This is a genomic window from Microbacterium sp. GW821-FHT01D02, assembly GCF_059422585.1.
Genome location: NZ_JBWKXB010000004.1, coordinates 168,177 through 189,551 on the forward strand (window position 1 = coordinate 168,177; position 21,375 = coordinate 189,551).

At 70.3% G+C, this 21,375-nt stretch carries 18 protein-coding genes; 8 read left to right on the forward strand and 10 right to left on the reverse strand.

Translation table 11 applies throughout. The features are described 5' to 3' along the window. Positions 1–83 precede the first annotated feature (83 nt). Positions 84–2,438: an arylsulfatase gene (locus AC07VM_RS17840; RefSeq protein ID WP_494912551.1), complete on the forward strand. Its 2,355-nt coding sequence runs from the start codon at positions 84–86 to the stop codon at positions 2,436–2,438. A 52-nt stretch (positions 2,439–2,490) separates the two neighbouring features. Here the strand turns inward: AC07VM_RS17840 and AC07VM_RS17845 are convergent, their stop codons facing one another. The 5 genes from AC07VM_RS17845 to AC07VM_RS17865 form a co-directional block, all read right to left on the reverse strand. After that, positions 2,491–4,704 carry a heavy metal translocating P-type ATPase gene (locus tag AC07VM_RS17845; RefSeq protein WP_494912553.1) on the reverse strand — a complete coding sequence of 738 codons (2,214 nt, stop codon included), beginning with the start codon at positions 4,702–4,704 and terminating at the stop codon, positions 2,491–2,493. Between the two features lie 68 nt (positions 4,705–4,772). Next, complete coding sequence (locus AC07VM_RS17850) at positions 4,773–5,033, reverse strand: YHS domain-containing protein (RefSeq protein WP_267418063.1); 261 nt, start codon at positions 5,031–5,033, stop codon at positions 4,773–4,775. Between the two features lie 19 nt (positions 5,034–5,052). Next, positions 5,053–7,380 (reverse strand): heavy metal translocating P-type ATPase, encoded by a 2,328-nt coding sequence (locus tag AC07VM_RS17855; RefSeq protein WP_494912554.1) that lies wholly within the window; start codon positions 7,378–7,380, stop codon positions 5,053–5,055. 63 nt (positions 7,381–7,443) lie between these two features. Beyond that, a complete protein-coding gene (locus tag AC07VM_RS17860) occupies positions 7,444–8,406 on the reverse strand; it encodes a DUF8832 domain-containing protein (protein WP_494912555.1) in 963 nt (320 codons plus the stop codon). After that, positions 8,406–8,615: a heavy-metal-associated domain-containing protein gene (locus AC07VM_RS17865; RefSeq protein WP_267418060.1), complete on the reverse strand. Its 210-nt coding sequence runs from the start codon at positions 8,613–8,615 to the stop codon at positions 8,406–8,408. The genes AC07VM_RS17860 and AC07VM_RS17865 overlap by 1 nt, the downstream gene beginning before the upstream one ends. Positions 8,616–8,829: 214 nt before the next feature. On the opposite strand from AC07VM_RS17865, the gene AC07VM_RS17870 reads away from it, so the two are divergent. After that, positions 8,830–9,765 (forward strand): HAD family hydrolase, encoded by a 936-nt coding sequence (locus tag AC07VM_RS17870; RefSeq protein WP_494912558.1) that lies wholly within the window; start codon positions 8,830–8,832, stop codon positions 9,763–9,765. On the opposite strand, the gene AC07VM_RS17875 is transcribed toward AC07VM_RS17870, so the two are convergent. Genes AC07VM_RS17875 through AC07VM_RS17885 form a run of 3 tightly spaced genes read right to left on the reverse strand, consistent with a single transcriptional unit; the run spans position 9,749 to position 11,928 of the window. Beyond that, the gene (locus AC07VM_RS17875; RefSeq protein ID WP_494912559.1) at positions 9,749–11,092 is read right to left on the reverse strand and encodes a hypothetical protein; all 1,344 of its coding nucleotides are present in this window, start codon (positions 11,090–11,092) and stop codon (positions 9,749–9,751) included. The two genes, AC07VM_RS17870 and AC07VM_RS17875, sit on opposite strands and share 17 nt — an antisense overlap. Positions 11,093–11,150: 58 nt before the next feature. After that, complete coding sequence (locus tag AC07VM_RS17880; protein WP_267418056.1) at positions 11,151–11,492, reverse strand: SHOCT domain-containing protein; 342 nt, start codon at positions 11,490–11,492, stop codon at positions 11,151–11,153. A gap of 1 nt (position 11,493) precedes the next feature. Then, on the reverse strand, positions 11,494–11,928 hold the full coding sequence (locus AC07VM_RS17885; protein WP_494912561.1) for a DUF6325 family protein: 435 nt from the start codon (positions 11,926–11,928) through the stop codon (positions 11,494–11,496). A gap of 158 nt (positions 11,929–12,086) precedes the next feature. On the opposite strand from AC07VM_RS17885, the gene AC07VM_RS17890 reads away from it, so the two are divergent. Both AC07VM_RS17890 and AC07VM_RS17895 read left to right on the forward strand, forming a co-directional pair. After that, positions 12,087–12,473 carry an SHOCT domain-containing protein gene (locus AC07VM_RS17890; RefSeq protein WP_267418054.1) on the forward strand — a complete coding sequence of 129 codons (387 nt, stop codon included), beginning with the start codon at positions 12,087–12,089 and terminating at the stop codon, positions 12,471–12,473. A gap of 12 nt (positions 12,474–12,485) precedes the next feature. Beyond that, on the forward strand, positions 12,486–12,929 hold the full coding sequence (locus AC07VM_RS17895; protein WP_494912563.1) for a DUF6325 family protein: 444 nt from the start codon (positions 12,486–12,488) through the stop codon (positions 12,927–12,929). Between the two features lie 22 nt (positions 12,930–12,951). On the opposite strand, the gene AC07VM_RS17900 is transcribed toward AC07VM_RS17895, so the two are convergent. Together AC07VM_RS17900 and AC07VM_RS17905 are read right to left on the reverse strand one after the other, a co-directional pair. Beyond that, entirely contained in the window at positions 12,952–15,408 is a 2,457-nt protein-coding gene (locus AC07VM_RS17900) for a winged helix-turn-helix domain-containing protein (protein WP_494912564.1), read from the reverse strand. A gap of 158 nt (positions 15,409–15,566) precedes the next feature. Further along, positions 15,567–16,634 (reverse strand): DUF998 domain-containing protein, encoded by a 1,068-nt coding sequence (locus AC07VM_RS17905; RefSeq protein WP_267418051.1) that lies wholly within the window; start codon positions 16,632–16,634, stop codon positions 15,567–15,569. A gap of 56 nt (positions 16,635–16,690) precedes the next feature. Here AC07VM_RS17905 and AC07VM_RS17910 point away from each other — a divergent pair, with 56 nt between their 5' ends. The 4 genes from AC07VM_RS17910 (at position 16,691) to AC07VM_RS17925 (ending at position 21,348) form a co-directional block, all read left to right on the forward strand. Beyond that, the gene (locus AC07VM_RS17910; RefSeq protein ID WP_267418050.1) at positions 16,691–17,626 is read left to right on the forward strand and encodes a mechanosensitive ion channel family protein; all 936 of its coding nucleotides are present in this window, start codon (positions 16,691–16,693) and stop codon (positions 17,624–17,626) included. Positions 17,627–17,703: 77 nt separating this feature from the next. Next, positions 17,704–18,855, forward strand: a complete 1,152-nt coding sequence (locus AC07VM_RS17915; protein WP_494912565.1) for an AI-2E family transporter — start codon at positions 17,704–17,706, stop codon at positions 18,853–18,855. 141 nt (positions 18,856–18,996) lie between these two features. Continuing rightward, positions 18,997–20,676 carry a SulP family inorganic anion transporter gene (locus AC07VM_RS17920; protein ID WP_494912567.1) on the forward strand — a complete coding sequence of 560 codons (1,680 nt, stop codon included), beginning with the start codon at positions 18,997–18,999 and terminating at the stop codon, positions 20,674–20,676. Beyond that, positions 20,677–21,348: a GAP family protein gene (locus AC07VM_RS17925; protein ID WP_494912569.1), complete on the forward strand. Its 672-nt coding sequence runs from the start codon at positions 20,677–20,679 to the stop codon at positions 21,346–21,348. Positions 21,349–21,375 lie beyond the last annotated feature (27 nt).

The window sequence follows — 21,375 nt, forward strand, 5'->3', positions numbered from 1 at the left end:
CGGACGCCGCAGCGACGTCGTTCGCCCGGCGGCGCCCGGCATCCACTTCCTCCTCCCCCACGAACGAGAAGTAAGGAACTGCCATGACCGCGGAACTGCCCGGATCGATCCTGCCCCTTCCTGACCGCGAGTATCAGGGACCGGTCGTCTTCGACGCGAAGAAGTCGGAAGCCGACTTCCCTCCCCTCGTCGCGAAGCGCCCGCCGAAGACCGCCCCGAACGTGCTCGTGATCCTGCTGGACGACGTCGGCTTCGGCGCCTCCAGCGCGTTCGGCGGGCCGATCCACACGCCCACGGCGGAACGGCTCGCGAACACCGGGTTGAAGTACACCCGGTTCCACACCACCGCGCTGTGCTCCCCCACCCGCGCGGCGCTGCTCTCCGGTCGCAACCACCACGCCGTGGGCATGGGGCACATCACCGAGACCGCGACGCCCTCCCCCGGCTACCGCTCCACGCGGCCGAACTCCGCTGTTCCGCTGCCGGAGATCCTGCGGCAGAACGGCTACAACACCGCGCAGTTCGGCAAGTGCCACGAGGTGCCCGTGTGGGAGACCGGGCCGACGGGGCCGTTCGACCACTGGCCCGCCTTCTCGGGCTTCGAGCGCTTCTACGGCTTCATCGGCGGGGAGACCAACCAGTGGACGCCGGCTCTCGTCGACGGCGTCACCGCGGTCGAGCCGCCGACGGATGAGGGCTACCACCTCATGCCCGACCTGGCGGACAAGACCATCGACTACGTCCGCCAGCAGAAGAGCCTGACCCCGGACAAGCCGTTCTTCATCTACTTCGCCCCCGGAGCGACGCACGCCCCGCACCACGTTCCGAAGGACTGGATCGCGAAGTACAAGGGCGCCTTCGACCACGGATGGGATGCGCAGCGCGAGCAGACGTTCGCCCGCCAGATCGAACTCGGCGTGATCGCGCCCGACTCGACGCTCACCGAGCGCCCGGAGGGGCTCCCCGCCTGGGACGACGTGCCGGACGAGCAGAAGCCGATCCTCGCGCACCAGATGGAGGTCTATGCGGCCTTCCTGGAGTACGCCGACTTCCACACCGGCCGGGTCATCGATGCACTCGAGGAACAGGGCATCCTCGACGACACCCTGGTGTACTACATCATCGGCGACAACGGGGCGAGCGCGGAGGGCGGCATCAACGGCGCCTACATGCTGACGACCGCGTCCAACGGCGGCGGGCAGTTCGAGACCGTCGAGTTCTGGAACGAGCACCTCGACAAGGTCGGCGGCCCCGAGGCGTACAACCACTACTCGGTGGCCTGGGCGCATGCGATGTGCACGCCCTACCAGTGGACGAAGCAGGTGGCGTCGCACTACGGCGGCACCCGCAACGGCACGATCGTGCACTGGCCGAGCGTCATCGACGGCGCCGGCGACGTGCGGCATCAGTGGCACCACGTCATCGACATCGCCCCGACGATCCTCGACGTGGCGGGACTCGCCGAACCGCACACCGTGAACGGGGTCACTCAGATCCCCATGCACGGTGTCTCGATGGCGTACAGCTTCAACGCGCCGGACGCGGACGAGCGGCACGTCACCCAGTACTTCGAGCTCATGGGCAACCGCGGGATCTACCACAAGGGCTGGACGGCGCAGACGAAGCACCGTACGCCGTGGGATGTCGTCTCGAAGGCGCCGGACTTCTCCGCCGACGTGTGGGAGCTGTACGACACCTCGGTCGACTGGACGCAGTCGAACAACCTGGCCGCGGAGCATCCCGAGAAGCTGGCGGAGATGCAGCAGATGTTCCTCATCGAGGCGGCACGGCACAACGTGTTCCCCCTCGACGACCGCGCGGCCGAACGGATGAACCCCGCGATCGCCGGGCGGCCGACCCTCGTCACGGGCGACTCGCTGCGGCTGTACCCCGGGATGATCCGACTCGGCGAGAACGTCGCGCTGAACGTGAAGAACCGTTCCTACTCGGTGACCGCGCAGATCACGGTCCCGGCGGACGGCTCGCTGGAGGGCGCGCTCGTCGCGCAGGGCGGGCGCACCGGAGGCTGGTCGTTCTTCGCGGAGGACGGGAAGCTCGGATACCACTACAACTACTGCGGGCTGGTCCGCACGACGGTGATCTCCGACAACCCGATCGGCAGCGGTGAGCACCTCGTCCGCGTGGAGTTCGCCTACGACGGCGGCGGGATCGGGAAGGGCGGCGACGTCTCGCTGTTCATCGACGGCACCGCGGCGGGCACGGGGCGCGTGGAGCACACCCACCCGCTGTACTTCTCATTCGACGAGGGCATGGACACCGGTGAGGACACCGGCATGCCCGCCTACGAGGGCTACAAGGAGTGGGGCGGCAGGTTCAGCGGGACGATCTCCTGGGCGGAGGTCGCGCTCGGCACGGACGACCACAACCACCTGGTCGATCCCGAAGAGCACCTGAACGCCGCACTGCGGCACCAGTAGATCGCGACACGAAGAGGGCCCCGTCCGCACGGACGGGGGCCTCTTCGTGTGATCAGCGGTCGAGGATGGCGCGGGTGGTGACCTCGGGCCGCAGGTCGAGGCGACGTAGCAGCTGCGCGTTGAGCGCGACGACGATGGTCGACAGCGACATCAGCACCGCGCCGACGGACATCGGCAGCACGAAGCCGATCGGCGCCAGCACGCCCGCCGCCAGCGGCACGGAGAGCAGGTTGTACCCGGCCGCCCACCAGAGGTTCTGCTTCATCTTCCGGTACGCGGCGCGCGACAGCTCGATCACGGAGAGCACCGAGCGCGGGTCGTCGCCGGCGAGGATGACTCCGGCGGATGCGATCGCCACATCGGTGCCCGCGCCGATGGCGAGGCCCACGTCGGCCTGAGCGAGCGCAGGGGCGTCGTTGACGCCGTCGCCCACCATCGCGACCTTGCGCCCCTCACGCTGCAGCTCCTGCACCTTCGCGGCCTTGTCCTCCGGGCGCACGCCGGCGAAGACCCGGTCGATGCCGAGATCCGCGGCGACGGTCTGCGCGACCGCCTCGGCGTCGCCCGTGATCATGACCACCTGCACCCCGAGCGCATGCAGCGCGTCGACGGCCTCCCGCGACTCCGGTCGCACCTCGTCCGCGAGCTTGAGCGCCCCGATCACGCGTCCGTCCTGCACGACATGGAGGATGATCGCCCCGTCCTCGCGCCACTGCTCGGCGACCGAGAGCTCGTCCGCGTGCTCCTCCGACAGCAGGTGCGGACCGCCGACGCGGACGGTCCTGCCCTCGACCGTGGCGGTGACGCCGACGGCCGGCGACGACGTGAAGTCGCGGCTCGCCGGTACCGTCAATCGCTTCTCCGCGGCGGCCCGGACGATGGCCTTCGCGAGCGGATGCTCGCTGTCGGCCTCCGCCGCGGCGGCGAGCGCCAGGACCAGATCGGCGTCCTGCTCCCCCGCGACCGAGACCTCGGACACGACCGGCTCGCCCTTCGTGAGCGTTCCGGTCTTGTCGAACAGCACGGTGTCGACCGTGCGCATGCTCTCCAGCGCCAAGCGGTCCTTGACGAGGACGCCGCCACGCGCGGCACGCTCGGTCGCGATGGAGACCACGAGCGGGATGGCCAGCCCGAGGGCGTGCGGGCACGCGATCACGAGGACGGTGATCGTGCGGATGACGGCGGCGTCCGGGAACCCGACGAGCGTCCAGACGATCGCGGTGATCGCCGCGGAGCCCAGCGCGAACCAGAACAGCCAGCCCGCGGCGGTGTCCGCGAGGCGCTGCGCACGGGACGAGGAGCTCTGCGCCTCGGTCACCAGACGCTGGATACCGGCGAGAGTGGTGTCGTCCCCGGTCGCGGTGATCTCCACGCGGAGTCCCGAGTCGGTGGCGACCGTACCGGCCGTGACCTGGTCCCCGAGGCCGCGCGCGACGGTGCGGGACTCGCCCGTGACCATCGACTCGTCCATGGACGCGCGTCCGTCGACGATGCGCCCGTCCGCCGGGATGCTGCCTCCAGGACGCACCACGACGATGTCGCCCACGGCGAGGTCGGACGGCGAGACCACCACGACCTGTCCGTCCTCCACCCGCTCGGCCTCGTCCGGCAGCAGCGCGGCCAGCGAGTCGAGCGCCGAGGTGGTCTGCGCGAGCGAGCGCATCTCGATCCAGTGGCCGAGCAGCATGATCACGATGAGGAGCGCCAGCTCCCACCAGAAGTCGAGCTCGTGGTGCAGGATGCCGAGGCTCGCACCCCACGACGCCAGGAAGGCGACCGTGATGGCCAGGCCGATGAGCAGCATCATCCCGGGCCGGCGAGCGCGGATCTCGCTGACCGCACCGACCAGGAAGGGCTTCCCACCCCAGACGTACATGACAGTGCCGAGGACCGGAGACACCCACACCAGTCCGGGGATGTCGGGGAGCGGATAGCCGAGGATCATCGCGAACATGCCGGAGAGGGCGACGGTCGGGACGGCCAGGACCAGCATGATCCAGAACAGGCGCCGGAACTGGCCGACGTGGTCGCCATGACCGCCATGACCGCCATGCCCCGCGTGCGCGTCGTGTCCGCCCTGCGCCTCGTGACCGGCATGCGCCTCATGCCCGCCGTGACCGCCGTGCATGTCGTGACCGGCATGCATGTCGTGACCGGCATGCGCGTCGTGCGCCGTCGGCACGTCCGCGGCGGCGACGGGCTGTGGCGTGGTGCCGTGCGGCGCGTGCTCCGCGTGCGGGGTGTGGTCCTCGTGCGGGGTGCTCATGACTCGTCCTCCTCGGAAGATTCTCCGTGCGGGGCCGCCGGGTGGTGAGCCCCGCACGGGTGCAGCGGTCAGGCTGCGGCGGCGTACTTCGCGGGGTCGGCGTCGAACGCCGGTCCGCATCCTGCGCAGCAGAAGTAGTAGCGGGTGCCTTCGTAGTCGCGGTAGAGCCCGGCGGCCTCGGCATCCGCGATGACCACGGCGCTGCCGACCATCACCGGGCACTCCGCCATGCCACCCGCCGGCGGGGCGAGCAGATCCTTGCGGCCGTCGGCCGAGACGGCGGCGGTGCTGTTGACGCTGCAGCAGGAACCTGCGGGGGAATCGGACATGGTGCTCCTCTTTCGGATTTCAGTGGGTTCCTGCGGATGCCGGCGACACCGTGCGCTCGCGCGGTGCAGCGGTCTCCGTGGGAGAGGGATCCGCCGCCTGGCTCCGGAAGGACCGCAGGCGGAGGCTGTTGCCGACGACGAAGACGCTGGAGAACGCCATCGCCGCGCCGGCGAGCATGGGGTTGAGCAGCCCGAGGGCCGCGAGCGGGATGGCCGCGACGTTGTACGCGAACGCCCAGAACAGGTTGCCCTTGATCGTGCCGAGCGTCTTCCGGGAGAGACGGATCGCATCCGCCGCGCTCCGGAGGTCGCCCCGCACGAGCGTGATGTCGCTCGCCTCGATTGCGACGTCGGTGCCGGTCCCCATCGCGAGTCCCAGATCGGCCTGCGCGAGGGCGGCCGCGTCGTTCACGCCGTCGCCGACCATCGCGACGACCTTGCCCTCGCTCTGGAGCCGGGTGATGACGTCGACCTTCTCCTTCGGGAGCACCTCGGCGATGACCTCGGTGATGCCGACCTCGGCCGCGATCTGCTCGGCGACCGCCCGGTTGTCGCCGGTGAGGAGGATGGGCGTGAGTCCCAGCGCCTTGAGCTGCGTGATGGCCTGGGCGCTGCTCGGCTTCACCGTGTCCGCGACGACGAGCACACCACGCGCCTCGCCGTCCCAGCCCACCGCGATCGCGGTCTTGCCCTGACGCTCCGCCTCGGACTTCGCCGCCGACAGCGCGGCGGGGAGGTGCTGAGACCAGTCCGCGAGCAGGGAGTCGCGCCCGACGAGCACCGCGTGCCCCTCGACGACGCCCTGCACACCCTGGCCCTCGATGTTGGCGAAGTCCTCCGGGGTCGGCAGTGCGCCGACCTCCTGTGTCGCGGCCTTGGCGATCGCCTGGGCGATGGGGTGCTCCGAGGCGTCCTCCACGGCTCCCGCGAGCCGCAGCAGGTCGGCGCGGTCCACTCCGTCCGCCGTGAACACGTCGGTCAGGGTCATCTTGCCGCTCGTGACGGTCCCGGTCTTGTCGAGCACGACCGTGTCGACCTTGCGGGTCGACTCGAGGACCTCCGGTCCCTTGATGAGGATGCCCATCTGAGCGCCGCGACCCGTGCCGACCAGCAGCGCGGTGGGGGTGGCCAGACCGAGGGCGCACGGGCAGGCGATGATCAGCACCGCGACGGCGGCGGTGAACGCCGCGGAAGCGGGGAATCCGGCGCCGAGCCAGGCGCCGAGGGTGCCGAGCGCGACCGCGATGACGATGGGGACGAAGATCCCCGACACGCGATCGGCGAGGCGCTGCACCTCGGCCTTCCCGGTCTGCGCGTCCTCCACGAGTCGCGCCATCTGCGCGAGCTGCGTGTCGGAGCCGACACGGGTGGCCCGGACGACCAGTCGGCCGCCGGCGTTCACGGTCGCGCCGGTCAGCGCGTCGCCCTCGCCGACCTCGACGGGAACGGACTCCCCGGTCAGCATCGACGCATCGACGGCCGAGGTCCCCGAGACGATGATCCCGTCCGTGGCGATCTTCTCGCCGGGGCGGACGACGAACTCATCGCCGACCTGGAGCTCCGCGGTGGGGATGCGCGTCTCGACGCCGCCGCGGATCACCGCGACCTCCTTCGCACCGAGCTCCAGCAGGGCGCGGAGCGCGGCCCCCGCCTGTCGCTTGGAGCGCTTCTCGAAGTACCGGCCGGCGAGGATGAACATGGTCACACCCGCGCCCACCTCGAGGTAGATGTTCGCCGCGCCGTCGCTCGGCGCCACCGTCAGCTCGAACGGGTGCGTCATGCCGGGAACACCGGCGGTGCCGAGGAACAGGGCGTAGAGCGACCACAGCAGCGCGGCGATGGTCCCCATCGAGATGAGGGTGTCCATGGTCGCGGCGCCGTGGCGGAGGTTCGTCCAGGCCGCCTTGTGGAACGGCCAGGCCGCCCACACGATGACGGGTCCGGCCAGCGCGAGCGAGAGCCACTGCCAGTACGTGAACTGCAGCGCCGGGATCATGGCCATCGCGATGACCGGGACGGTCAGCACGATCGAGGCGATGAGGCGGTGCTTCAGGCTCGTCAGCTCGGCGTCGGGTGCGTCGTCCGCCTCCTCCGGCCCGGCCTTCCGCTCGGGAGCGGGAAGCGCTGCGGTGTACCCGGTCTTCTCGACCTCGGCGATGAGCAGCGCCGGGTCGAACCCGACGGGCGCGGTCACCTTGGCCTTCTCCGTCGCGTAGTTCACGGTCGCGACGACCCCGTCGATCCGGTTGAGCTTCTTCTCGATCCGCATCGCGCACGATGCGCACGTCATGCCGCCGATCTCCAGCTCCACGCTGGCTGCCGCGGCCGCGGACTGCGTGTCCGTCATGATGATCTCCTCGATCCTTGCCGTCCGTGTCCGAGGACGCGGCGGGAGTGCTGCGGGGCGGGGTCAGTGTCCGCCGTGGTCGTCGTCGCCCGAATCGGTCGACGCGTGTTCTGCGGATGCCGTGGCGTCCAGCACGAACGGCGCGGTGTGGACCTTCCCGTCGACCTGGAAGTCGAGGTAGAGCAGGTATCGCCCGGCTGTCGGCGCCTGCGCGGTGAAGACCACCTCGGGACCGGCCAGGTCTCCCGCTTCGGGTTCCTCGCCATGGGCGTGCACGTGCAGGTAGGCGAGGTCTCCCTCACGCAGGGCCACGAGGTGTCCGAACGCGCCCAGATACGGCTCCAGCGTGGTGACCGGCTCTCCGCCACGAGCGACCTCGACGGTCAGCTCGCTTCCGGTGCCGGCGACCAAGTCGCCCCTGATGGTCACATCGAAGCCGTCGACCGTCGCGCGGGTCTGCGTTCCGACCGGCGGCTCCGGTGCGAACGCTCCGGCGACGTCGACCGTCCGCGAGAGCGTGGTCCCCGAACCGCCCTCCGCCGTGAAGTCCGCGTACACCCGATAGGTGCCGGCGGCATCCCAGGTCCACGGCAGCGACCAGGTGCCCGTCTTCGCGTCCAGCTCGGGGTGCACGTGCCGGTATCGGCTGCCGTCGTTGCGGACGACGATCAGGTGCAGCTGCTTGCCGTGCGCCGTCTCGTAGGCGGTGACGGGTTCACCGGCGGCGTCCCGGATCTCGAAGGACAGGTCGCCCGCGAGGCCCGGCTCCCCCGGCGTGCTGACGGCTCCGAGGATGTACCCGGATGCCGCGATGGTGACTCCGCTCACGTCTGTTCCCTCTTCTTCCCCTGGTCCTGCGTTCTGTGCCGCTTCTTCGGCGGACTTCTCCTCGTGCCCCGCCGCGCCGCGCTCCGTCCAGGACGCCACGGCGCTGTCCGGGACGAGGGCGCCGGCCGCCGCGAAGGCGACGCCGAACACCACGACGAGCCCCGCGCCGTAGAGGCCGAGACGGCCAGCGGTGTTCATCAGGCTCGTACCGCCTGGTATCCGGCCTCGTCGACGGCCGCGAGGATCGCCGCGTCGTCGACCGGCTCGGTGCTCGTCACGACGAGCCGACCGGTCTGGGCGCTGACGTCGATCGAGTCGACACCCGGGATCTGGCCGACCTCGCCGCGGATCGCGACCTCGCAGTGGCCGCAGCTCATTCCGGTGACCTGGTACTCGCTCGTGCTCATGACGTTTCCTCTCTTCACAACCAACATACCCAGGTGGGGTACTCCTTCGGGTCAACCCTATACCCTCCAGGGGTATTCCCGTCAAACCGAGACGGCACGAAAAGGAGCGAAAACGCCTCACCCGGCCGGGGTGATCGACGCGCGAGGGAACCCGCCGACGATGCCAGGCTGAAGCTCCCCCGCCGGACTCGCGATCGAGACAGAAGGACCCGATATGGCCGACGACGTTTCCCTCTCCTCCTGGCGCGACACCGCCACCCGCCGTGCGATCGAGCAGTTCGTGGCCGCGGTCGTGGACGGTCCGGATGCCGTACCCGCCGTCGAGCGCGTGGCCGTGTTCGACAACGATGGGACGCTGTGGTCGGAGAAGCCGATGCCGACGCAGCTGCACTATGTGGTGGAGCAGTGGCGCGCAGCCGCGGAACGCTCTCCCGACCTCGCGGGACGGCAGCCCTATCTCGCTGCGGTGAGCGGCGACTTCGCCTGGCTGAGCACCGCGATCGACAAGCACTACTCGGGGGACGACTCCGATCTGAAGATCATCATCCAGGCCCTCGTCGGACTCACCGACGGGATGAGCGTGGAGGACTATGCGCGATCCGTCGCGGAGTTCTACCGCACCGCGCAGCACCCGACGCTCCGGCGTCCGTATGCGGACGCGGTCTATCAACCCATGGTCGAGCTCCTGCGCTACCTGGAGCACCACGGCTTCACCTGCTACATCGTCTCCGGCGGCGAGCGCGACTTCATGCGCCCGATGACGCAGGCCAACTACGGCATCCCCCCGGAGCGGGTCGTCGGATCCGCCTTCGGCCTCACGTGGGACGAGGCCGCGGGGACCGTGCGCTACTCCTCCGCCCTCGCCTTCTTCGACGACGGCCCGGAGAAGCCCGTGCGGATCTGGAGTCGCATCGGACGACGGCCCCTGTTCGCGGGTGGCAACTCCAACGGGGACACCGCGATGCTCGACTTCGCCCGTCGTGGCGAGCGCCCCGGCTTCGCGATGCTCATCCATCACGACGATCCCGATCGCGGGGATGCGCCCTATGACGCGGGCGCGGAGAAGGCTCTGGCCAGCGCGGCGGACGCCGGGTACACGGTCGTGAGCGTGCGGGACGACTGGGCGACGGTGTTCACACGGAGGGTGTGAGCTCCGTCGGGCTCTGCGCGATCTCCTCCTCCGCCGGCGGCACCTCCGCGTCACCCGACGTCGGACGCCGGAGCAGCTCGACCAGGATCGCGAAGACGATGAGCCCCAGCGTCACACCGAAGACCGTCCCGAACGACACCGGTCGCGTCACCATGAGGATGAGCAGCGCGAGGACCATCCCGACGATGAGGATCGGCCCGTGGAAGCGGTCGACTGCGAGGCCGAACCGCCCGGTCGACAGCCCCCGTCGCTCCCAGGTGCCGCGGACCGCCGAGAACAGGCCGTCGAGGACGCCCCGGACGCTCGCGGCGCTGCGGCTCGACCCCGCCAGCCACGCCCAGACGGCGACCAGCACCCCGACCAGGGCCAGCGCGACGATCGTCGAGCTCAGCAGCGAGGTCACCTCGTCGAAGAGGGACTGGGCGGCGGCCGCCGTCATGATCGACGGGCTGACCGCGCCGATGAAGAACGTCCTTCCGATACCCATCCCCGCGGAGAGCAGGAGGAAGGCCACGGCGAACGCCGCACTCGTCCAGAACAGGGCACGCGCACGGTTGCGGGCGAGCAGGATGCCGACGACGACCAGGCCGAGCACGACCCACGGGAGCCAGAACCCGGCAGCCACGGCGATCTGATAGACGGTCCACACCAGGACGAGTGCATCCGCCTGCGCGATGGGTATCGTCCGGTCGATCTGCGGGATGAGGTCGGCGAACCCGACGCCCCGCTCCGACAGCGTCGACTTCACCCTGTCGATCACGACTCCGAGGTCGATCGACAGCACGCCGTCGTCCGCGAGCTGCAGCGCCGTGTCGGGGCTGTCCTGCATGATCGCGACCGCGCGCTCGTGGGTCACGCGCAGCGTCTGCGCCCAGATGTCGGCGAACTGGTCGGAGGCGACGACGTCGTGGATGACGCCGTCGACGAGCGAGGTCAGCCCGCTGGCGGCCGGGGCCTCGAGGAGCGTGAGCGCCGATGCGGCGCGCGGGGGGAGGTCCAGCTCCCGCAGACCGTCGAACACCTCGCCGACCACGGCGGTGAGATCGACCTGCCCCTGGATCGCGGTGCTCACCTGGTCCGCGACGAAGTCCTGCACGTCGGGGTCCTGCGCCAGGGGTGCGAAGGTCGCCACGAACCGATCGGCGTCGACGAGCTGCAGCCGCGCCCAGGTCCCCATCGCCGCGATCGGCGCCATCAGCACCGCGAGTCCGAGCACGATGCCGGCGACGATGCTCCTCGCGACCGGTCGGCGACGCGGTGTCTTCAGCGCCTCGTTCTCCTGTTCGAGGAGGAGGACGCGGGCACGCAGGTCATCCAGTTCGCTCATTCGTCCTTCTCCTCGTCAGGCACACGTGCTCGGTCGCCGGCGACGGCGCATCCCCTCCTCAGCTCAGGAGCTTCTGCTTCGCCGCGACGAACTCCTCCTCCGACAGCACCCCGGAGTCCTTCAGGGCGGCCAGCTGCTGCAGCTTCGCGATCATGTCGTCGGCGGCCGCGGGGCCCGGTGCGGACGGAGCCGCGTACGACGAGGCCGCGCTCTGCGCCGCCGCATCGATCTGCGCCTGCTGCTGCGCGGCCTCGTACTGCTCCTGCTCGTACTGCCCCTGTGCTCGTCGTTCCTGATGCCGCATCGCCGCTCCGCTCACGGCGGTCGCGGTGCCGGCGACGACGGCGGTCCGGGCGGCGAGGCCGATCAGGCCGGGACGGCCGAATCTTCTCAGTGGCATGTCATTCACCTTCCTGATCGAGGATGTCCATCATGGCGTTCACGACCGGGGCCGGCACGCGCTCGCTGCGCAGCACCTGCCCTCCGGCGGCGGCGAGGCTCAGCGCGAGCGCCCGTGCGAAGGCGAGTTCCAGGACGACGACGGCCGCGGACTGCCCGGGCGGGAGCGTGCTCGCGAGCGCCTCGACGTCCTCCTCCCCCGCGAGTCCTGCCGCGATCGGCTGGAACTCCCCGAGCCCGAGCGTCCCCTCGTCCGATTCAAGTTCGACGATCTCGACCTCGCCGTCCGACGACTTGGTCAGGATCACGAAGTCCAGCAGGCGGACCACCCCGCTCTCGATGAGGTCGGCCAGGGCGCGGAACGTCGCCGGATCGGGACGCTCCCCCTCGAAGCCGACGAGATAGAACTCGGCCGGGCCGAATCGGAAGTCGTTCATGGGGTGCCCTTTCACGCGAGGAGGCGACGCGATCATGCTCGCACCGGCCCGTGCGGAGCGGATGCGGCGCTCACCCCAACCGGGTGAGCGCCCCGCCCGTGCGGCCCCGCGCACTGCCACGATCGCGATACGCCGTAACTCAACGAAAGGAGTCGGACGTGTCCATATGGACTAGCTTCTGGGACATCATCTGGTGGTTCTTCTGGGTCTTCGTGTTCATCTCCTACCTGATGGTGCTCTTCAACATCGTGGCGGACCTGTTCCGGGACCATGCCCTCAACGGGTGGTGGAAGGCCTTGTGGATCATCTTCCTCATCTTCGTCCCGTTCCTGACGGCACTCGTCTACCTGATCGCCCGCGGCAAGGGCATGGGCGAGCGCAGCGTGTCCGCCTACCGCGACCAGCAGCACGCGGCCGACGAGTACATCCGCACGGTCGCGGGTTCCAGTCCGAGCGACGAGATCGACAAGGCGTCGAAGCTCCTCGCGTCCGGCACCATCACCCCCGACGAGTTCGCGTCCATCAAGGCGCGTGCGCTGAGCTGACGACGAGGACGGGTGGTCGGTGTGAAGGAGCGCACGCTCGGCGACGTCGAGTTCGTCGTCGTGCACCTCGACACCGGCCACCTCAGTCCGACCGTCCTCGAAGCGCTCCTGCGTCAGGTCGAGGCCGGTGCCGTGCGCCTCCTCGACCTCCTCGTCGTCGAGCGGCTCACCCGCGACGAGTACCGCCTCACTGAGGTCGACCGCGACGAGTTCACCCTCGCCGGCCTCGGCTTGCACACCCCCGGGCTGGTCGGCGACGAGGATGTGCGGCACTTCGCCTCGGGGCTCCCCATCGGCGCCGTGGCCGCGCTGATCCTGGTCGAGCCGACCTGGGGCGAGCGGTTCTCCCGCGACATCGGCCGGCGCGGGGCTCGCATCCTCGCCCGACAGCCCATTCCCGCCGCGGTGGCGAACACCGTGCTGGCCTCCTCCCCGAAGCAGCCGCCTCCGCGCTGAGCCCCCGCCGCCGGTCGCCCGGTCAGACCGTGGTCTGCACCGCCTCGCGCCGGGAGGACACCCCGAGCTTCCGGTAGATCGCGCGCTGATGCGTCTTGACCGTGTTGATCGACACCTCCAGCTCCCGGGCGATCTCATGCAGGGTGCGTGCGGTCTGGAGCTGCTGGAAGACGTCGTGCTCGCGTTCCGAGAGCGAGCTCACCGGGGACCCCGCGGCGTCCACGGCGAGGCAGCGGCCGATGAAGTCCTCATACTGGGTGCCGAAGTGCACGTGCTCGCCCAGCAGCCGGCGCACGGCCGACTCCCGCGGTCCGAAGGGCAACCGGATGCCCTCCCCGGCGGCGACGGCGACGGCGGCCTCGCACAGCTCATGCGCCTCGTCACGATGACCCGCGTGACGCCGCAGCACCGCCGCGGTGCTCAGGGTGGCGACCTTCACGTAGGAAACCTCCGCGAACACGTGCAGGGAGCGCAGCATCTCCAGCGCGGTCGAGTACTCGCCGGCACGCCGCAGCACTCCGGCGAGCGCCACGCTGACGACGGGAAGATCAGGGCACTGCACGTACTTCCTGGCGATCCGCAGGGCACGGTCCGGGCGTCCGACCGCCTCTTCGAGCAGAGCGACCGACGACTCCCGGAAGGCCGGCCAGGTGATCCCGTGGAGAACCTCGAGCGGGATCTCCTGGATCCCGATGGCCGCGCGCCGGCACGCGGCGACGTCGCCGGTCTCCGCGGTGGAGTAGGCGATCATCATGCGGGCGATCCCCGTGAACGAGCGATCCGAACCGCCGTTGGCGATCATGGCGCGGAACACTCGGATCGCCTCGTCGAACTCTCCCGCCCAGTAGGACGCGTATCCCGCCGCCGCTGCCGCACTTCCCCCCGCGTATGTGCTCCAGGGCAGGCTGACGTCGGCCGAGCCGTCGACGTACGCCAGCGATTCCCGCGCCTCGACCAGCCGCCCTGCCCAGGTCTGCCCGAAGGCGAGATGGCCGAGTGCGCGCTTCGCGAGCTCGCGATCGTCGGAGCCGCGCGCCTCTCGGGCCGCCGCGGTGAAGTACTCGAGCGGCACGGACGGACTGCCGCGATGGCGGATCCCGGTCCACCCCATGAGGTGGTACAGCGCCGCACGGTCGCCGAGATCGGTCGAGTCCGCATCCAGCAGCATCTGCCGCACGCTCTCGCCGGCACGGACGACCTCCGCGCGATCGTCGGCGACGAACAGGCGGGCGAGCTGCAGGACCGCGGGCTCCGCCGCGGCGCCGCTCCTGGCGATCACCGATTCCGCCCGTCGGAACAGCTCACGCGCCACCCGGTGGTCGCCAAGCACGTCGCTCGCGCTCGCCCGGACGAGGAGCACCTGTGCATCGTCGGGGGTGCGCCGCAGCATCTCCGTCGCCGTGCGCTCGACCTCGGCGGCGTGCGCACCGACCACGAGTCCGAGCCAATGACGCAGCAGGGTGTCCCTGGCCGTCCTTGGCTCCCCGGCCCCCAGGGAATGCGCGATCGAGGCGATCGGGTCGCCGACTTCGAGGGCCTTCGCCGCGCGTCGATGCGCCGCCGCCGCACGAGGACCGTCCAGCCCCGCGATCTCCGCGCATCGGCGCGCGAAGGAGGTGTGCCATCGATACACCGGTCCGTGCGGACCGTCGTACCGATCGAGGAAGAGCCCCGAGCGCACGCACCTGTCGAGCAGTTCGCCCGCATCCGCGCGCCCGGTGACCGCCGCGGCGAGCTCCGGGGTGAGTTCGCCGCAGACGCTGGCGTCGAGCACGAAGCCCGCGATGTCCGGGGCGAGCGCACCGAGCACGTGCTCCCGCACGTAGTCGCCGAGGAACCGCGCGGCGGTCTGCGCATCCGAGTCGGGACGTGCGCCGCCGATCAGCATCAGCCGCACGGCGATGGGCCACCCCCGCGTCTCCTCGAAGATCGTCTCGGCGGTGAGACCGTCCGGCTCCGCCGCGTGCAGGAGGCGGACCTCGTCCGGCGTGAAGCTCAGCAGGTCGGCGCCGAGAAAAGACTCCGGATGGGTCACGCCGAGCCGGGAGAGGGTGACCTCCAGCAGCGTCGTCCCCACGAGCAAGAGGTGGAGGGCGTCCGGCGGCTGCTCGGCGAGCATCCCCAGCAGACCCCGCCCCCAGTCCTCCCCCGCCCGGTGCGCGTCGTCCACGATGAGGTGGACGGGACCGTCGACCTCCTCCAGAGCCGCGCAGATCTCCTGATACGCGTGCTCCGGGTCGTCGAGGTCACGGGAGAGCGCGAGAGGGCTCCCCGTGCGCTCGGCACCGATGCGCAGCGCGTTCACGACGCCCTGGCTGAGCCGCCCGGGGTCGGAGTCGAAGGAGCTGAGCGCGAGCCAAGCCACCTGGTCGCGTCCGGCGGCCCAGTCGGCGACCGCGGTCGTCTTGCCGAAGCCGCTGGGAGCGCTCACCACCGTGAGGGCGCCGTGCGCCGTCGCCGCGGAGATCGCCGCGCTCACCCGGTCCCGCCGGATGGCGCCCGGTTGCGGGGCCGGGGGCCGGAAACGCACCGTCGGTCCTGGCCTCGCCGAGCGCACGGGGGGCGACATGGCACCAAAGCTAGTGTCCGCCTCACCCAGCTCTCAAGGGGATCACGAGCGCCTCGCCCTGGTGATCTTCACCCCTCCGGCGGTGCATGGGCGTCGCGTCTGAGCGCATCGGCGGTGCGGATGAAGAGGATGATCCAGGTGAACACCACGGTCCCGGCCACGAGCTCCACCGCCGTCAGGGTGTAGTAGCCGACCGCGAACAGGACCGCGAGCACGACGACCAGCGCGAGGAACAGGTAGCCGAGCATCAGGAAGGTGCGGGAGACCCCGGGAATCCAGCGCCGCAAGGCGAAGACGAGCACCCCGTACGCGACCACCATTCCCGATGCCACGGCGGTGTGCAGCGCGAAGAAGTCGTCGACCGGGAACACTCCGACGAGCCCCAGGAAGATGCCGACGATGATCAGACATGTCCGCACGCCGACCACCCCGCGCGGGTGGGTCGTGGGGATCCCTCGGGTGGCGTAGCGGGCGAGCGTCGTCACGAGGATGCCGGCGACGATCAGGGTGAGGTTGAAGGTCCGCGCCGACAGGTCGTCGGTCATCCCGAGCGCGCTGAGGTTCTCCTTCCACCACAGCGGATCGCTCGCCGTGAGCATGCTCGCGAGCACCCCGAACACGAGGAACAGCGCGAGCACCGTCGCCAGCAGCTGCAGGTCGAGGTGCGTCGCGGAGTAGTACGTCACGTAGGCGGTCAGCGCCGCCGCCGCCCCGGACAGCATGAGGACCGGGATCGGGAAGACGACGGCCCCCTGGAGGCCCGCCTCCATGATCGTGGCGGCCAGCGTCCACCCCAGCAGGGCGATCATCGCGTGGGCGAACGAGAACGCCGCGATGTCGATGATGTCGAGGACCCCGCGCTTCCGGCTCCGCTCCGGATCGGAGGCGATGACGCGGCCCAGGACGAAGACCACGATCGCGGTCACGGCGGACGCCAGCGCGACGAACTGCCCGATCGAGTCGGGACCGGAGATCGGAGCCGACCCGAGCCGGAACACGGGGAGCGCGACGAGCGCGGCGAGCACGAAGGCGAAGATCGCGATCTGGAGTCCGATCGCCTCCCGCGCGCGCTCCCTCGTCTCCCCGTGCGAGCGGGCCGCCGTGAGCAGATCCCGTGATGGTGGTGTCGTGGCCATGCGGACAGTCTCGATCTCCGCCGGTGCTCCGCGCGACGGGTACTCATCCGCGAGGGGTGATCCTGCTCGCGGGCGATGGCTCGGACCCGGCATCCTGTTCGTATGAGGAGCAGGATCAGCACCCGGACCAGTACTCGGACCCCGACGGGCCGGCGATCGTGAGCCTGGACGCGCTGTTCCCGTCGGGGGTGACGGCCTGGCAGGTCGTGCTCGCACTCCTCTGCATCCTCGTCGGATGGCTCCTCTCCCGGTTCGCCCGCAAGGGCGTGCTCAAGCTGACCAAGAGGACGCCGGGCATCTCCGACTCGGTGGCGCAGCTGGCCGCCCGGTTCACCCAGTACGCGCTGATCCTGGTCGGCATCGGCGTGGGCCTCGCGTTCCTCGGTGCGAACGTCCAGCCGCTGCTCGCGATCACCGCGATCGCCGTGGTCGTGCTCATCCTGGTGCTGCGCGGCGTCGCCGACAACTTCGCCGCCGGAGTGCTGATCCAGTCGCGGCAGTCGGTGAAGATCGGCGAGGAGATCTGCGTCGACGGCCCCGACGGACCGATCCTCGGCATCGTGCAGGAGCTCAACGGACGCGCCGTCATCCTCACCACCGTCGACGGGCGCACCGTGCACGTGCCGAACGCGGCCCTGCTCACCGGCGTCCTCGTGAACGACTCGCGGCACGGATCGCGACGCAGCGCGGTGTCGGTGCGCATCGACCGCTCGGGTGCGCACGGGCTCGACGAGGTGATCGACATCCTCAGCCGCACCGCCGGTGAGGTCGACGGCGTCCACGCGCGCGAGCACCCCGGTGTCGCGGTCGCCTCCGTCTCCCCCACACGATGGGTGCTGACCCTTCGGATCTGGCACCATCCCCTCCACGGCGCGACCGTCCTCTCCGACACCGTGCGCGGCGTCGCGGAGGCGCTGGAGGCCGCGGGCGTACCGGCCGTCGTCACCCCCGAGCAGGGCCCGCCGCCGCTCGTCGCCCCGGAGCCGTTCTGAGCCTGCGTCGGCAGCGGGACGACCGAACGGCCCGCGAGGCTGCGGAGATCGCGGGTGCCGGCGGCTACGCTGACCGCGTGACCCCCACACCCGCGACCACGCCCGATCCCCCGAGCGGGATGCTGTCCCCGAGCCTGCGGGTGCTCCTCACCCTCGCGGCTTCCGCGATCGCCCTCGCCGGGCTCTACTTCGTGCGCGACATCTTCGGCCCCATCGCGCTGGCCATCGTCATCGTCATCGTCTGCGAGCCGCTGCGCCGCCCCCTCGACCGGCGCGGGTGGCCGCGATGGGCGAGCACGACGGCGGTCATCGCCCTCGCGTACCTGATCCTGCTGGCGATGGGCGCGCTGCTCTGGCTCGCCGGCACCCAGTTCGCGCGTCTGATCGGGGATCTCGTCTCCGAGGGCGGCCTGACGAAAACGGCCGACCAGCTGGTCGCCTGGCTGCAGTCCCTCGGGCTGGACGAGGAGGCGTCGGCAGCCGCCGCCTCGGTCCTCGATCCCACGACCCTGCTGGGGATCGCACGCAGCCTGGGCGGCACCGTGATCGCGGTCGCCACCGCGCTCTTCTTCGTGTTCGCATACATCATCTTCATGGCCGTGGACGCCGCCCGATACCGGCAGGCGCCCGCGCTGTTCGGCGCCACGAAGGGTGCGGTCATCGAGCGGATCACCCGGCTCAACTCCGGCATCCGCCGCTACTACATCGTCAACGCCGCGTTCGGCGCCATCGTCGCCGTCATCGACGGCCTGGCCCTGTGGTGGATGGGCATCCCGGTGCCCATCGTCTGGGCGATCCTCGCCTTCGTGACGAACTTCATCCCCAACATCGGGTTCGTCCTCGGGCTGGTCCCCCCTGCGATCCTGGCCTTCGTCGTCGGCGGATGGCCCCTGTTCCTCGGCGTGATCGCCGTGTACTGCGTCGTGAACGTCGTGCTGCAGGTGCTGGTCCAGCCGAAGTTCGTCAGCGACGCCGTCGATCTCAGCCTCACCCTGAGCTTCTTCTCCGTGATCTTCTGGACCTTCATCATCGGTCCGCTCGGGGCGATCCTGTCGATCCCGCTGACCCTGCTCGCCCGCAGCCTGGTGCTCGAGGGCGATCCCGGAGCGACGTGGCTGCGCTGGCTCTCGGGCGACCGCACGGCGGTCCCGCCCGACCCCGCACCCGAGCCCGAACCCGCCGGGGGATTCCGCCGGCGACGCCGGCGTCCCCGCTCCGGTCGCGACTGACGGCGACCCCGCGCCCTCTTCGCCCTCCCACCCCCGGAAATCACCAGGGGGAGCTTGCCCGCCGAGTCTGTCCCACGGCCCGTTCCCGGTGGGATCGTGGAGGCGAGCTCGCTCGGACGGAGCGCAGCCGAAGGAGGGGGCATGCAGCGACCACTCGCCGGGCTGACCACGCGGAACCTCGTCACGGAGCTGACCGCGGGCGTGACACTGCTCGCGATCGCGATCCCCCTGAACATCGGGTACGCGCAGATCGCCGGGCTTCCCGCGACCGCCGGTCTCTACGCGCTGATCGTGCCGACCATCGTCTATGCCCTGGTCGTCTCGTCCCGGCAGCTGGTCGCCTCGCCCGATGCCGCGGCCGCCGCGCTGGTCGCCTCGTCGATCGGCGGCCTCGCCACGGCCGGGAGCGCGAGCTACGCCACCCTCGCGCTGGCCCAGGCCATCATCTGCGGCGGGATGTTCGCGCTCCTCGCCATCTTCAAGCTGGGGTTCCTGGCGAACTTCCTGTCGAAGCCCATCCTGATCGGCTTCGTCGGCGGGCTCGCGCTCGACATCATGGTCAGTCAGATCGCGAAGATGCTCGGCGTGAAGATCGACTCCGGGGCCGACTTCCTGGGCAAGGTCGGCGACCTGGTCTCGGGCTTCACCGGGCTCAACGGCTGGTCGGTGCTGATCTCGGCCGCCTCGGTCGCGGTGCTGCTGCTCGGACGCGTCTTCCTCCGCGCGGTGCCCTGGGCGCTGGTGGTCCTCGTGCTCACGACCGTCATCGTGGTCATCGCCGGCCTCGACTCGCAGGGGGTGTCGGTCCTCGGGGAGGTGCCGGCCGGTCCGCCCGCGCTGACCTGGCCGGTGATCGACTGGTCGCTCTGGCTCGCCCTGGTGCCGTCGGCCATCGCGCTGACCCTGGTCACGACCGCCGAGGGGCTGCTGGTCTCGCGCTCCTACTCGGAGAAGCACCGCTACCCGTTCCACGCCAACCGCGACCTCTGGGCCTTCAGCGTCGCGAACATCGCCGCCGGCGCGCAGGGGAGCTTCACGGTCGGCTCCTCGACCTCCCGCACCGCGGCGATGGACCAGGCGGGATCCCGCACGCAGCTCCCGGCACTGGTGCTCGCGGTCGGGACGCTGCTGCTCCTGCTGTTCGGGACCGCGCTCCTCGCCGACATCCCCTCCCCGGCCATCGGCGCGATCGTGGGCGTCGCGATCATCCCCCTCCTCGGGATCCGGGATTTCATCGGCCTGTGGCGCAGCGATCGGTTCGAGTTCCTGATCGGCGCCACCTGCTTCCTCGTCACGCTCCTGATCGGCTCGATCCCCGGCATCCTCGTGGCCTTCGTCCTCGCTCTCATCAACATCGCCAAGCGCGCCTCGAACCCCGCGATCGACGTGCTGGAGTCCAGCGGCGATCCCGGTGAGTCGCTGCTCGAGGATGCTCCGGCCGGCACCGTCACGGCTCCCGGGGTGATCGTCATCCGCCTCGCCGCCCCGCTGTTCTTCGCGAACGGGTCCGTGTTCGCCACCGCCGTCAAGGACGCGATCCGCTCCGCGGGCGAAGGGACCGTGCACCACCTCGTCGTCGACATGGAGGCCGTGACGGACGTGGACGTCACGGGTGCGGAGTCGTTCGCCTCACTCAAGGAGTGGCTCGCGGACCAATCGGTCTCCCTTGCGTTCTCCCGGGTCCGACCGAACACCCTGCATCGGCTCACGAAGCTCGGTCTGCTCGCGTCGGAGCCCGTGTACGCCACCAACCGCGCGGCCATCACGCAGCTCGCGCCGACCGCCGGTGCGCCGTCGTCACCCGAGAGAGAAGGTCAGTAGATGGGATCCGTCATCGGGGAGATCCTCCCCCTCGCCCTCGGCATCGCGATCAGCCCCATCCCGATCATCGCGGCGATCCTCATGCTCCTGTCCCCGAAGGCCCGCGTGACGAGCGTCGGGTTCCTGCTCGGCTGGGTGGTCGGCATCGTCGTCGCGGTGACGGTGTTCACGCTGCTGTCCGCGATCCTGCCCGCGGAGGACCCGGACGCCTCGCGTCCCATCCGCGGCGTGGTGCAGCTGGTTCTGGGACTGCTGCTGTTCGTCCTCGCGTTCGGACAGTGGCGCAAGCGCCCGAAGCCCGGCGAGGAGGCCGCTCTGCCGAAGTGGATGCAGGCCATCGACAAGGTCACGTTCATGGTCGCGCTGGGACTCGGATTCCTCCTGTCGGCGCTCAACCCGAAGAACCTCATCATGGCCGTCGGGGCGGGCGTGGACATCGGCAGCGCCGCCCTTCCCACCGGTTCGACCGTCGTGGTCATCGCCATCTTCACCCTCATCGCCGCCTCGACCGTCCTCGTCCCGGTCGTCGGCTATCTGATCGCCGCGGAACGGCTCCGCGCACCCCTGGACGCCCTGCGCGGATGGCTCGCCAGGGAGAACGCGGTCATCATGGCGGTGCTGCTGCTGGTCATCGGCGTCTCGATGGTCGGCAAGGGCATCGGCAGCTTCTAGAACGACCCGGAACGAAGGGAACAGCAC